The following is a 13,504-nucleotide window of genomic DNA, read 5'->3' as shown; positions in this document are numbered from 1 at the left end:
CAAATTTGCAACGTCACGCAGATGAAGGCGTGTACTTATCATTTGACAGGAGAAAGGATGCCGGGGTCGTCACGTAAAGCGCCAGTCTGGTTGCCTATTTTGGTTTTGCTTATTGCTATGTCCTCCATTCAAAGCGGAGCATCTCTGGCAAAATCGCTATTCCCACTCGTCGGTGCGCCGGGCGTTACCGCATTGCGCCTTGCGCTGGGCACCCTCATCCTTATTGCCTTCTTTAAACCCTGGCGTTTGCGATTCGCCAAAGAACAACGCCTGCCGCTGCTGTTTTATGGTCTGTCTCTGGGCGGGATGAACTATCTCTTCTACCTGTCAATCCAGACCGTCCCGCTGGGAATTGCCGTAGCGCTGGAATTCACCGGCCCACTCGCGGTAGCGCTGTTTTCATCCCGACGTCCGGTGGATTTCATTTGGGTTGCACTGGCTGTACTCGGGCTTTGGTTCCTGCTGCCGTTAGGTCAGGACGTTTCTCACGTGGATTTAACCGGTGCTGCGCTGGCGCTGGGCGCTGGCGCCTGCTGGGCAATCTATATTCTTACCGGGCAGCGTGCCGGCGCGGAACATGGTCCGGCGACCGTTGCGGTAGGGTCATTAATTGCGGCGCTGATTTTTGTACCCATCGGCGCGCTCCAGGCTGGGGATGCCTTGTGGCACTGGTCCATTCTGCCGTTAGGCCTGGCCATTGCGGTCCTCTCCACTGCGCTTCCCTACTCGCTGGAGATGATTGCGTTGACGCGGCTGCCAACACGCACTTTTGGTACTCTGATGAGTATGGAACCCGCACTGGCTGCGGTTTCAGGAATGATCTTCCTCGGTGAAACGCTGACGCTTGTCCAAACGCTCGCTCTGGGCGCCATTATTGTCGCATCAATGGGTTCGACGCTCACTATTCGCAAAGAACCACAAATTAAGCAAGTTGACGTGAATTAACCACTTAATATTCTGCATGGTTTGCATAATCATGCAGAATATTCAATTGTAAATCTGCGTGATAATTATTCTAATAAATATAATTTTCTCATCTGCATATTTCTTGAAATTTTTACATTAACATAAAAATAACACACCTCCATTAATAACCACTATATCCATATGATTTTATTAGTTATTTCATACCCACCCCCTCTCTTCGCTATTAAAGTGATAGGTAACACCAGAAAAATAAATCCAAAATTCACGCTATACTTATTCCCGTTGAAGAGCTGGGACATAATTATCAAGAGGATATGAAAATATGAGTACCGCAAAACTGGTAAAAACAAAAGCATCTGCCCTCCTTTATACCCGCAACGATGTAACAGATAGCGAAAAGAAAGCGACCGTAGAGCTGCTGAATCAGCAAGTGATCCAGTTCATCGACCTGTCTTTGATCACCAAACAGGCTCACTGGAACATGCGCGGCGCGAACTTCATTGCTGTGCATGAAATGCTCGATGGCTTCCGTACTGCCCTGACCGACCACCTCGATACCATGGCTGAGCGCGCCGTACAGTTAGGCGGTGTGGCATTGGGTACCACCCAGGTTATTAACAGCAAAACGCCTCTGAAAAGCTATCCGCTGGATATCCATAGCGTACAGGACCACTTAAAAGAGCTGGCCGATCGTTATGCCGTCGTCGCTAACAGCGTCCGTAAAGCCATTAGCGAAGCAAAAGACGAAGATACAGCAGATATCTTCACCGCCGCTTCACGCGACCTCGACAAATTCCTGTGGTTTATCGAAGCCAACATTGAATAACAGCAGACATAAGAATTACCTATATAACCCTCGCCCTGGCGGGGGTTTTGCACATCTATGGTGCATGACATTGATCGTTCGTCACTCCAAAGTAAATTATTTGTAATAATCACTTCACACAATCGTTAACGAAAGATTGTTTTATCAACAATTTTTACGCTAAATAGTCATACCGTTTGCACTGTGTCAGGTACGCACCAAATGAGTGCCCCAAAACAGTGCAGATTGCCCACTTTGCCCTACTTATTGTGCAGAGAAACGAGACACCCTCTTGTTAAAACAATGAGTTGCAAAACTGGCACGATTTTTTCATTAAGCCATATGTTCTCGCAGGGGATCGCCCCGTGGATATAAAAGGAAATCCTATGAAGTCTGTATTAAAAGTCTCACTGGCTGCACTTACCCTGGCTTTTGCGGTGTCCTCCCATGCCGCAGATAAGAAACTGGTTGTCGCAACCGACACCGCATTTGTACCGTTCGAATTCAAACAGGGTGACAAATACGTTGGTTTTGATGTGGATCTGTGGGCTGCCGTGGCCAAAGAACTGAAGCTGGATTATGAACTGAAACCAATGGATTTCAGCGGCATCATCCCGGCTCTGCAAACCAAGAATATCGACCTGGCGCTGGCGGGTATCACCATCACTGATGAGCGTAAAAAAGCGATCGACTTCTCTGACGGCTACTACAAAAGCGGTCTGTTAGTGATGGTCAAAGCGAATAATAACGACGTGAAAAGCGTGAAAGATCTGGATGGTAAAGTCGTCGCTGTGAAGAGCGGCACGGGTTCCGTTGATTACGCGAAAGCTAACATCAAAACCAAAGATCTGCGTCAGTTCCCGAATATCGATAACGCATATATGGAACTGGGCACCAACCGCGCAGACGCCGTGCTGCACGACACGCCAAACATTCTTTACTTCATCAAAACCGCTGGCAACGGTCAGTTCAAAGCAGTAGGCGAATCCCTGGAAGCCCAGCAGTACGGTATCGCCTTCCCGAAAAGCAGCGATGAACTGCGTGAGAAAGTGAACGGCGCGCTGAAAACGCTGAAAGAGAACGGCACATACAACGAAATCTACAAAAAATGGTTCGGTACCGAACCTAAATAACAAGAACGTTCTGTAACGCCCGGTAGCGCCAGCGCCGCCGGGCCTGCAATTTTGAGTCATCACGTTATGGCTCATTACTTTTCTCACCACGGTAACAGGAACGAAATATGCAGTTTGACTGGAGTGCCATCTGGCCCGCCATCCCGCTTTTGATTGAAGGCGCCAAAATGACCCTGTGGATCTCGGTCCTCGGTCTGGCAGGCGGTCTGATAATCGGGCTTGCAGCAGGGTTTGCGCGTACTTTCGGCGGTTGGATAGCCAACCACGTAGCGCTGGTGTTTATCGAAGTCATTCGCGGTACGCCAATCGTTGTGCAGGTGATGTTTATTTACTTTGCCCTGCCAATGGCATTTAACGATTTACGCATTGATCCCTTTAGCGCCGCCGTTGTCACCATCATGATCAACTCCGGCGCCTATATTGCGGAAATCACCCGCGGCGCGGTGCTCTCAATCCATAAAGGATTCAGCGAAGCCGGACTGGCGCTTGGGCTTTCACGTACAGAGACTATCCGCCACGTTATTTTACCTCTCGCGCTGCGTCGTATGCTGCCACCGCTGGGCAACCAGTGGATCATCAGCATTAAAGATACCTCGCTGTTTATTGTCATTGGCGTCGCTGAACTGACCCGTCAGGGCCAGGAAATCATTGCCGGTAACTTCCGCGCACTGGAAATCTGGAGCGCCGTTGCGGTGTTCTATCTGATCATTACGCTGGTGCTGAGCTTCATTCTGCGTCGTCTGGAAAGAAGGATGAAAATCCTGTGATTGAATTTAAAAACGTTTCTAAGCACTTTGGCCCAACCCAGGTGCTGCACAATATTGACCTGAACATTCAGCAGGGCGAAGTGGTGGTAATTATCGGGCCATCCGGGTCCGGCAAATCAACCCTGCTGCGCTGCATTAACAAACTGGAAGAGATAACCTCTGGCGATCTGATCGTCGACGGTCTGAAGGTAAACGATCCAAAGGTAGACGAGCGGTTAATCCGCCAGGAAGCCGGGATGGTGTTTCAGCAGTTCTACCTGTTCCCGCATCTGACGGCGCTGGAAAACGTCATGTTCGGACCGCAGCGTGTACGCGGGGCGAATAAAGAACAGGCCGAGAAACTGGCTAAAGAGCTGCTGGCGAAAGTAGGTCTGGCCGAGCGTGCGCATCACTACCCTTCTGAACTGTCTGGCGGTCAACAGCAGCGTGTGGCGATCGCCCGTGCGCTGGCGGTGAAGCCTAAAATGATGCTGTTTGATGAGCCAACCTCAGCGCTGGACCCGGAACTGCGCCACGAAGTTCTGAAAGTTATGCAGGATCTGGCGGAGGAAGGGATGACCATGGTGATTGTGACCCACGAAATCGGCTTTGCCGAAAAAGTGGCTTCACGCCTGATTTTCATTGATAAGGGACGTATTGCCGAAGACGGTAATCCGCAGGCCCTGATTGAAAATCCGCCCAGCCAACGTTTACAGGAATTCTTGCAGCACGTTTCCTGATAGCTCTCCCTCCCTTCGCCTGAAGGGAGGTTTTTCACCAGAATCCTCTCATTTCATTTCTCCCCCGCCCTGACATCTATACTTATCCTTTTGAATTTATTTTCTCATGGGAGGAGTCATGCGCTGGATCCTGTTCATCTTTGTTTGTCTGGTGAGTCTCCCGACTCAGGCGGTGACGATACCTGGCGTCACTACGCCAACGTCAACCAACGCGCAAACCGCGCCGGCGAAAGAGCCGGATGTTGAACAGAAGAAAGCGGCCTACGGCGCACTGGCTGATGTGCTGGAAAATGACGCCTCGCGCCAGGAACTGATCGGTCAGTTACGCAAAGTGGCGACAGCGCCCCCTGCCGAGCCGGTGCCAACCATTGTTCCGCCCACGTTAACGGAAGAAAAAACGGTGCTGGAAAACGTCACGGATGTCACCCGCCACTACGGTGAGGCGCTCTCCAGCCGCTTTGCTCAGCTTTACCGCAATATTACCGATGCACCACACAAAACCTTTAACCCGCAAACGTTCACCAATGCCCTGACCCATTTTTTAATGCTGGCGGCGTCAGTGTTCGGTTTTTTCTGGCTGCTTCGCCTGTGCGCGCTGCCGCTGTATCGCAAAATGGGGCAATGGGCACGACGGAAAAACCGCGAACGCAGCAACTGGCTCCAGCTTCCGGCAATGATCGTCGGCGCATTCATTATCGATTTGCTTCTGCTGGCGCTGACTTTGTTTGCCGGGCAGATACTGAGCGACAGAATGAACGCCGGTAGCCGCACTATCGCCTTTCAGCAAAGTCTGTTTCTCAATGCCTTTGCGCTGATTGAGTTCTTCAAAGCCATTCTACGCCTGATATTTTGCCCGACGGTGGCCGAACTGCGCCCGTTTAACATTCAGGATGCCGGTGCGCGCTACTGGAATCGCCGTTTAAGTTCATTGAGCAGCCTGATTGGATACGGACTTATCGTTGCCGTTCCCATTATCTCGAATCAAGTCAACGTGCAGGTCGGCGCGATGGCAAACGTCATCATCATGCTCTGTATCACGCTATGGGCGCTGTACCTGATTTTCAGAAACAAGAAAGAGATAACGCAGCATTTGCTGAATCTGGCGGAAAGATCGTTAGCGTTTTTCAGCCTGTTTATCCGCGCCTTTGCGCTGGTATGGCATTGGCTGGCCAGCGCCTACTTCATTGTGCTGTTTTTCTTCTCGCTGTTTGATCCGGGCAACAGCCTGAAATTCATGATGGGCGCTACGCTGCGCAGTCTGGTAATCATTGGAATTGCCGCCTTTGTTTCCGGCATGTTTTCCCGCTGGATAGCCAAAACTATTACCCTTTCGCCACACACCCAGCGCAGCTATCCGGAACTACAAAAACGGTTGAATGGCTGGCTGTCGACGGCGTTAAGCGTGGCCAGGATCCTGACGGTGTGCGTCGCGGTAATGCTGCTACTGAATGCCTGGGGATTGTTCGACTTCTGGAACTGGCTGCATTACGGCGCAGGAGAAAAAACGGTGGATATCCTGATCCGTATCGCGCTGATTTTATTCTTCTCCGCCATCGGCTGGACGATCCTTGCCAGCCTGATTGAAAATCGTCTGGCTTCCGATATTCACGGCCGCCCGCTCCCCAGCGCCCGTACCCGCACCCTGCTGACGCTGTTTCGCAACGCGCTGGCGGTGATCATCAGCACGATCACCATCATGATTGTGCTATCCGAAATTGGCGTCAATATCGCGCCCTTACTGGCCGGGGCCGGGGCGCTGGGGCTGGCTATCTCTTTCGGCTCGCAAACGCTGGTAAAAGATATTATTACCGGGATCTTTATTCAGTTCGAAAATGGCATGAACACAGGTGACCTGGTGACTATCGGCCCACTCACCGGTACGGTTGAACGGATGTCCATCCGCTCTGTGGGCGTCCGTCAGGACACCGGGGCGTACCATATCATTCCCTGGTCATCGATAACGACCTTCGCCAACTTTGTGCGCGGGATTGGATCGGTCGTCGCCAATTACGACGTAGACCGCCATGAGGATGCAGATAAAGCGAATCAGGCGTTGAAAGACGCTGTGGCTGCAGTGATGGAACAGGACGATATTCGCGGGCTGATTATTGGCGAGCCATCGTTTGCCGGGATTGTGGGGTTAACCAATACGGCCTTCACGCTACGGGTCTCATTTACCACATTACCGCTGAAACAGTGGACGGTACGTTTCGCGCTCGACAGCCAGGTGAAGAAATACTTCGATCTGGCCAACGTACGCGCGCCGGTACAGACGTATCAGGTTTTGCCTGCACCGGTGAATGGCCCTGCGTCGGCAGCAAGCGAACCGCTGCCGCCAACCGAGCCAACGCTTTAGCGTTTACGCGCCATAAAACGGCGACGCTGATCGTTATCCATAAAGGTCCAGGCAATAAAGCGACTCTGCTTTTGCCCCTGGGCCATCTCTTTCTTAACCACTTTCACCGCGCCCGCATCCGTTAACGCGTGGTACAGCGGAGGCAAATTCTCACCGCGCGAAACCAGCGTGGTGAACCACATCACCTGACGGCCAAAGGCCTGGCTTTCGGCGATCATTTTTTTGATGAATGCCACTTCACCGCCTTCACACCACAGCTCCTGCTGCTGCCCGCCAAAGTTCAGCGCATCATCTTTATCCTGCCCCAGATTACGACGTTTGCGCTCGCTTCCGGCACGGGCTGAAGCCGCAGAATCATGGAATGGCGGGTTACACAATGTGGCTTCATATTGCTCATTCTTGTGAATGATACCGTTGAAGATTGCCGTAGCATCTTTCTGGCGACGCAGACGAATAGCACGGGTTAACCCCGGATTGGCGTTTACGATCGCCTGAGCGCTGTTAAACGCTTCGCTACTGGTCTCACTACCGGTGAATCGCCAGCCGTATTCATGCACGCCGATCAGCGGATAAATACAGTTTGCCCCTACTCCCACGTCCAGCACGCTCGCATTTGCCGGAATGGTTCCGCTGGTTTCACCTAACAGGTCGGCCAGATGGTGAATGTAGTCAGCGCGACCAGGAACCGGCGGGCACAGAAAACCGTCTGGAATATCCCAGTTTTTCACCGCATAAAAATGCGCCAGCAGTGCTTTATTGAGCGCCTTCACTGCCTGCGGATTCGCGAAATCAACACTCTGCTCGCCGCCCGGCGTGAGGGTGAGAAATTGCGTCAACTCGGGTGTAACCTGGCATAAAGTCGCAAGATCATAACGGCCATTGTGGCGGTTGCGTGGGTGTAATCCCGGTTTCTGGGGGGACATAGCATTCTCCTTTTAACAGCGGCGTAAGATACCCGCATAACGCCACGCGGTAAACACACAGCAAGGAAATTTGCTTTTTTTATACCTATTTGATGGCTTGCGGATTGTTCAAAAAACAGACGGCTCATCACCAGTTTTTTGCGGTAAATGTCATCCGCTGACGGCCTAAACTTATCAGGCACGACCTGTTGTTTCTCAGAGGATATCACCATGAAGAAATGCCTCACATTCCTTGCCGCTACCGTACTGACCGGCATGACATTTGCGTCCTTTGCTGCACAGCCCTACACCAGCCCTCAAACCAGCCAGCTACAAGCTTCCGGCACTGTTTTCGCTTCCGGAGCTTCTAACCTGAGCGATCTCGAAGACAAGCTGGCAGAGAAAGCGAAAGAGCAAGGCGCAAAAGGCTTTGTCGTCAATTCTGCGGGCGGTAAAAACCAGATGTACGGCAGCGCAACTATCTATAAGTAGTCCCTCACCTTAGCCCAACTGCATTCACCCCGAATGCAGTTTGCTACCTGCTGTTCACGTCGTTCACCGCTCAAATTGTAATCATCGTGTAGCAATTTTGAATCCAATGTAAATAAATGTATTTATTTTTGAATTAATGAATGCTAAAACGTCGCACTGATTAGTAATGCTTATCAAAATCATTATCAATTACACATTCACTCCCGCGAGGCCTGCAGGGTATAACATCCACAGAGATGTCCCTTCGCGCGAGTGAAACCGTCTACTCAAAAAATAATAAGTCACTCACTAACATGGATAAAAATCGCAATTTGCCTGCCAGTAGTTTTCATTCACTGACTTTTTTTGCTGGTCTGTGTATTGGCCTGTCTCCGGTAGCTCAGGCTGTCGCCGCGGGCGATCAAGATAAAAAACAAGAAGATACGCTGGTTGTTGAAGCGGCCAAACCTTCTCTATACGCCCCAACGCAGTCTGCCGACCCTAAGTTCTCCCGCCCGGTAGCGGATACAACCCGCACCATGACAGTGATTTCTGAGCAGGTGATTAAGGATCAAGGTGCAACCAATCTGACCGATGCGCTGAAAAACGTACCGGGTGTTGGCGCGTTTTTCGCCGGTGAGAACGGTAACTCCACTACCGGTGACGCGGTGTACATGCGTGGTGCGGATACCTCGAACAGTATTTATATCGACGGTATCCGAGATATTGGCAGCGTTACGCGCGACACTTTCAATACCGAACAGGTTGAAGTGATCAAAGGCCCCTCCGGCACCGACTATGGCCGTAGCGCGCCAACGGGCTCCATCAATATGATCAGCAAACAGCCGCGCACTGACTCAGGGATCGATGCCTCGGCCAGCGTCGGTAGCGCCTGGTTCCGCCGTGGTACGCTGGACATTAACCAGGTCATCGGCGAGACCACCGCTGCACGGTTAAACCTGATGGGTGAAAAAACGCATGATGCCGGTCGCGATAACGTTAAGAATGAACGTTATGGTGTGGCCCCCTCGCTCGCCTTTGGCTTAGGCACTGAGAACCGACTGTATCTGAACTATCTGCATGTCACCCAGCACAACACCCCGGATGGAGGTGTCCCGACCATCGGTCTGCCGGGATATTCCGCGCCTTCCGCGGGGACTGCTGCACTGAATCAGTCAGGAAAAGTGGATACGCATAACTTCTACGGTACCAACTCTGATTACGACGATTCGACGACCGATACCGCAACGATGCGTTTTGAACATGACCTGAACGACAGCACCACTATTCGCAACACCACCCGCTGGTCACGCATTAAGCAGGATTATCTGATGACGGCGGTGATGGGCGGCGCGACTAACATCACTCAACCCACCAGCAGCGTCGACACCTGGACCTGGTCACGCCTGGCTAATACCAAAGATGTCAGCAATAAGATCCTGACCAACCAGACCAACCTGACCTCAAAATTTTACACCGGATCCATCGGTCACGACATCAGCACCGGCGTGGAGCTAACGCGTGAAACGCAAACCAACTATGGTGTAAACTCGATCACCCCGGCCGCCGGTAAATATCTATCATCCCGACAGCAATGTGAATATCGGCGGATTGTCTCGTAACGGCGCTAATGCTAACGGGCAAACCGATACCTTCGGTGTATACGCCTTTGATACGCTACAGATTACCCGTGAGTTTGAACTAAACGGTGGTATTCGCCTCGACAATTACCGCACGGAATATGACAGCGCCACCGCTTGCGGCGCTTCTGGTCGCGGCGCGGTCGCGTGTCCGACAGGCGTGGCGAAAGATTCTCCGGTCACCACCGTGGATACTGCCAAATCAGGCAATCTGGTGAACTGGAAAGCGGGCGCGCTGTATCACCTGACCGATAACGGTAACGTTTACATTAACTACGCCGTTTCTCAGCAACCGCCGGGCGGCAGCAACTTTGCCCTCGCTCAGGGCGGAAGCGGTAACAGTGCGAACCGTACCGATTTCAAACCGCAGAAAGCGAAAACCAGCGAGATCGGCACCAAATGGGAGGTGCTGGATAAGCGCCTGCTGTTAACTGCCGCGATTTTCCGTACGGATATTGAGAACGAAGTTGAGCAGAACGACGACGGCACATATTCCCAGTACGGGGAGAAGCGCGTTGAAGGTTACGAACTCTCGGTAGCAGGGAACATCACTCCCGCATGGCAGGTTATTGGGGGTTACACCCAGCAGCGCGCGACGATCCACAGCGGCAAAAACGTTGCTCAGGATGGTTCTTCATCCCTGCCGTATACGCCAGAACATGCGTTCACGCTGTGGAACCAGTATCAGGCTACCGATGATATCTCTGTTGGCGCGGGCGCTCGCTACGTGGGCAGTATGCATCGCGGTTCCGACGGGGCCGTGGGTACGCCATCCTACACCGAAGGTTACTGGGTCGCCGACGCGAAACTGGGGTATCGCGTGAATCGCAATCTCGATTTCCAGTTGAACGTCTATAACCTGTTCGACACCGATTATGTATCCTCCATTAACAAGAGCGGATACCGTTACCATCCGGGTGAGCCAAGAACCTTCCTGCTCACGGCAAATATGCATTTCTGATCTTTTACGTGGGGCGTAAGCCCCACTTTCAGGAGAAACACTGATGATGTATCACATTCCCGGCATTCTGTCGGCGCAGGATGTCGCTTGGTTTCGCGAACAACTGGACGCTGCCGACTGGGTTGATGGCCGCGCAACCACCGGCGCTCAGGGCGCGCAGGTTAAAAACAACCAGCAGGTGAATACGCAAAGTGAGCGTTACGGCGTTTTACAACAGGCGGTACAAAACGCGGTGAACAACAGCGCGTTATTCTTCGCCGCTGCATTACCGAAAACGCTCTCCACACCGCTGTTCAATCGCTACCAGGACAACGAGACCTACGGTTTTCACGTTGACGGCGCGGTGCGTAGTCATCCGCAAAACGGCTGGATGCGCACAGATCTTTCCGCCACCTTATTCCTGAGTAATCCCGACGATTATGAGGGAGGAGAGCTGCTGGTCAATGACACCTACGGCCAGCATGCGGTAAAACTTCCGGCAGGCGATCTGGTACTTTACCCTTCCAGCAGCCTGCACTGCGTTACGCCAGTGACCCGTGGGGTTCGGGTGGCATCCTTTATGTGGATCCAGTCGATGATCCGGGACGATAAAAATCGCGCCATGCTTTTTGAACTGGATAAAAACATCCAGTCCCTGAAGACACGTCATGGGGAGAGTAGCGAGATCCTGTCGCTTCTCAATCTCTACCATAACCTGCTGCGCGAATGGTCTGAAATCTGATACCGCTGACGCGTGGTCGTTTTTCAGCCATCACATTCGCTATACTTATTCTGTAGACATCAGCAGGAGGTAGATATGGCATCCGGATGGGCAAATGACGACGCTGTTAACGAACAGATCAACAATACTATTGAAGATGCTGTTGCCCGCGCCCGCGGTGAGTTACCGACGGGGGAAAGTCTGTATGAATGCGAAGAATGTGGTAATCCAATCCCTCAGGCCAGACGGGAGGCCGTGCCCGGCGTACGCTTGTGCATCACATGCCAGCAGGATAAAGATTCACATATCGCAGGATTTTCAGGATATAATCGCAGAGGTTCGAAAGACAGCCAGCTACGTTGACTTATCTTTACCGAAAGTTTCAGCGCATACGATTTCCTTTACGAGCACGCTTTTTTGCACTCTGTGTAGCAAAATGTGCCGTTGTCGGTTTCTCTGTAAAGCGCAATGACAAGAACTGTAAATCCCTCTTTCGAATTTATTAATATTCAATAAGTTATTTGTCATTCAATTTTTTTGATTGATGTCGTCAATTCTATTCGATTTTATCTCGCATAAAAAAACGTGATACTTCTCACATCGACGAAACAACGTCTTCTTAAAGAACACTGACTAACAGAACAAACCTGCGAGAAATTAATCATGAAAAATATCAAATTTGCTGTTGCCGCCATCGCTCTGTCTACCCTGTCATTTGGCGTTTTCGCTGCCGAGCCAGTTTCCTCTACTCAGGCGCAAAACATGAACAAAATTGGTGTGGTATCTGCTGACGGCGCCACCACGCTGGACGGCCTGGAAGCAAAACTGGCTGAAAAAGCGACTGCTGCTGGCGCAACGGGTTACAGCATCACTTCCGCTATCGGCAAAGACAAAATGAGCGGCACCGCGGTTATCTATAAATAACCGAAAGATTACCTGTACGACCCAATGCTCCAACCCTCATTGACCCTGTTTGTTACCCTTTGTTTGCCCGTCCGCCACTGGACGGGCTTTTTTTTTGCTTAGTGTTCCAGTCGTTGACGGAATTCCTGCAACACGGCGTCTGGCATCCCTATTTGCAACGCCGCCTCGCAAATCGCCTGCCAGCTTCCGGCATCCAGCGGAATACCTTGCTCCAGCCGTTCTTCACGAGTATTCACCTCCCACTCCCCTGGCAACAGGATCGGGGCATCTTCAGCATGGGGGGACGCTTTCACCCACTTAGCAAAGGCCGTGACCTGGTTGTCGCAGTCCGGCGCGCCAAACAGTTCCGGATTCATAATGATGGTCGTCATACAGTTAATGATGGCATCCGCGCTGGTCTGCAGGCTCTCTTCATGTGTGGTTTTACCACCAGAAAGCGCTCCCCCCATAATTTCGCACATTGCCGCCAGCGCATAACCCTTGTGTTGGGCGAAGGTCAGCAACGACCCCAGCGGAGAGACCTGCATTACGGCGGGATCGGTTGTGGGTACCCCATTAGCATCAATCAGGCATCCCGGAGCCACCGGCTCGCCCTTGTGCCATGCCACGCGGGTTTTGCCAAACGCGATGGCGCTGGTTGCATAGTCCAGCAACAACGGGAACGTATTTTTACGCGGGAACACCACGCAGAAGGGGTTGGTGCCAAATCGACTATCGCGGCCATGAAACGGTGCGACCATCGGGATCCCTACCACATTCACAAAGTGCACCGAAACAAAACCCGCCGCCGCACATTGCTCTGCCCAGTAGCCAATGCGTCCAATATGGTGCGAATTATGTAATGCCACGGCAGCGATACCGTACTGGCGCGCTTTTTCGATCCCAAGCGTAATTGCCTCGTGGGCCGCCACCTGACCAAATGCGCAGTCGCCGTCAAGCGTAATCACCGCTCCCGCATCGTTGACCACTTTGGCATGACGGTTGATCTGCAGGTGTCCCTGCGAAAATGAGCGAATATAGCTTGGGATCATGCCGATACCGTGGGAGTCGTGGCCGGCGAGGTTAGAGGCTATCAGATGATCGGCCACCAGCCGCGCCTCCAGCTCATTGCTTCCCATCTGGTGAAAAACGGCCTGGATAAAGGCGTGCAGCGTTGGCACATGGAAGCGATGTCCAGTGTTCATTGTTATCTCCTGTTG

General features: G+C 52.1%; 12 protein-coding genes and 1 pseudogene. 11 read left to right on the top strand and 2 right to left on the bottom strand.

Annotation, left to right across the window (positions count from 1 at the left end; genetic code table 11):
• Nucleotides 1-57: 57 nt before the first annotated feature.
• The 6 genes from rhtA to ybiO all read left to right on the top strand — a co-directional run bounded on the left by rhtA (nucleotide 58) and on the right by ybiO (nucleotide 6,707).
• A complete protein-coding gene (gene rhtA, locus GPJ68_RS07970) occupies nucleotides 58-945 on the top strand; it encodes a threonine/homoserine exporter RhtA (RefSeq protein WP_016156069.1) in 888 nt (295 codons plus the stop codon).
• Between the two features lie 304 nt (nucleotides 946-1,249).
• Entirely contained in the window at nucleotides 1,250-1,753 is a 504-nt protein-coding gene (gene dps / locus GPJ68_RS07965; protein ID WP_006685362.1) for a DNA starvation/stationary phase protection protein Dps, read from the top strand.
• 365 nt (nucleotides 1,754-2,118) lie between these two features.
• Complete coding sequence (gene glnH / locus GPJ68_RS07960) at nucleotides 2,119-2,865, top strand: glutamine ABC transporter substrate-binding protein GlnH (RefSeq protein WP_172860549.1); 747 nt, start codon at nucleotides 2,119-2,121, stop codon at nucleotides 2,863-2,865.
• Nucleotides 2,866-2,972: 107 nt separating this feature from the next.
• Complete coding sequence (glnP, locus tag GPJ68_RS07955; RefSeq protein ID WP_003035248.1) at nucleotides 2,973-3,632, top strand: glutamine ABC transporter permease GlnP; 660 nt, start codon at nucleotides 2,973-2,975, stop codon at nucleotides 3,630-3,632.
• The gene (gene glnQ / locus GPJ68_RS07950; protein WP_003035246.1) at nucleotides 3,629-4,351 is read left to right on the top strand and encodes a glutamine ABC transporter ATP-binding protein GlnQ; all 723 of its coding nucleotides are present in this window, start codon (nucleotides 3,629-3,631) and stop codon (nucleotides 4,349-4,351) included. The genes glnP and glnQ overlap by 4 nt, the downstream gene beginning before the upstream one ends.
• A gap of 118 nt (nucleotides 4,352-4,469) precedes the next feature.
• Complete coding sequence (gene ybiO / locus GPJ68_RS07945; protein WP_104651557.1) at nucleotides 4,470-6,707, top strand: mechanosensitive channel protein; 2,238 nt, start codon at nucleotides 4,470-4,472, stop codon at nucleotides 6,705-6,707.
• Here the strand turns inward: ybiO and rlmF are convergent.
• Nucleotides 6,704-7,630, bottom strand: coding sequence for a 23S rRNA (adenine(1618)-N(6))-methyltransferase RlmF (gene rlmF, locus GPJ68_RS07940; protein ID WP_016152368.1), 927 nt, complete (start codon nucleotides 7,628-7,630; stop codon nucleotides 6,704-6,706). The two genes, ybiO and rlmF, sit on opposite strands and share 4 nt — an antisense overlap.
• Nucleotides 7,631-7,840: 210 nt before the next feature.
• Here rlmF and mcbA point away from each other — a divergent pair, with 210 nt between their 5' ends.
• The 5 genes and pseudogenes from mcbA to ybiJ all read left to right on the top strand — a co-directional run bounded on the left by mcbA (nucleotide 7,841) and on the right by ybiJ (nucleotide 12,305).
• Nucleotides 7,841-8,101, top strand: coding sequence for a DUF1471 family periplasmic protein McbA (gene mcbA / locus GPJ68_RS07935; protein WP_104651556.1), 261 nt, complete (start codon nucleotides 7,841-7,843; stop codon nucleotides 8,099-8,101).
• A 293-nt stretch (nucleotides 8,102-8,394) separates the two neighbouring features.
• Nucleotides 8,395-10,681 (top strand): annotated as a pseudogene (locus GPJ68_RS07930) (catecholate siderophore receptor Fiu).
• A 43-nt stretch (nucleotides 10,682-10,724) separates the two neighbouring features.
• Nucleotides 10,725-11,402, top strand: a complete 678-nt coding sequence (gene ybiX / locus GPJ68_RS07925; RefSeq protein ID WP_047415262.1) for a PKHD-type hydroxylase YbiX — start codon at nucleotides 10,725-10,727, stop codon at nucleotides 11,400-11,402.
• A gap of 75 nt (nucleotides 11,403-11,477) precedes the next feature.
• Nucleotides 11,478-11,744 carry a DksA/TraR family C4-type zinc finger protein gene (locus GPJ68_RS07920; RefSeq protein ID WP_104651555.1) on the top strand — a complete coding sequence of 89 codons (267 nt, stop codon included), beginning with the start codon at nucleotides 11,478-11,480 and terminating at the stop codon, nucleotides 11,742-11,744.
• 300 nt (nucleotides 11,745-12,044) lie between these two features.
• On the top strand, nucleotides 12,045-12,305 hold the full coding sequence (gene ybiJ / locus GPJ68_RS07915) for a DUF1471 family protein YbiJ (RefSeq protein WP_016152363.1): 261 nt from the start codon (nucleotides 12,045-12,047) through the stop codon (nucleotides 12,303-12,305).
• Between the two features lie 98 nt (nucleotides 12,306-12,403).
• Here ybiJ and GPJ68_RS07910 read toward each other — a convergent pair whose 3' ends face one another.
• Nucleotides 12,404-13,489, bottom strand: a complete 1,086-nt coding sequence (locus GPJ68_RS07910) for a malate/lactate/ureidoglycolate dehydrogenase (RefSeq protein ID WP_104651554.1) — start codon at nucleotides 13,487-13,489, stop codon at nucleotides 12,404-12,406.
• Between the last annotated feature and the right edge of the window lie 15 nt (nucleotides 13,490-13,504).

The sequence above is a fragment of the Citrobacter sp. 172116965 genome, assembly GCF_013458095.1.
In the GTDB taxonomy this organism is placed as follows: domain Bacteria; phylum Pseudomonadota; class Gammaproteobacteria; order Enterobacterales; family Enterobacteriaceae; genus Citrobacter; species Citrobacter braakii.
This window is presented reverse-complemented; position numbering and strand designations above follow the sequence as displayed.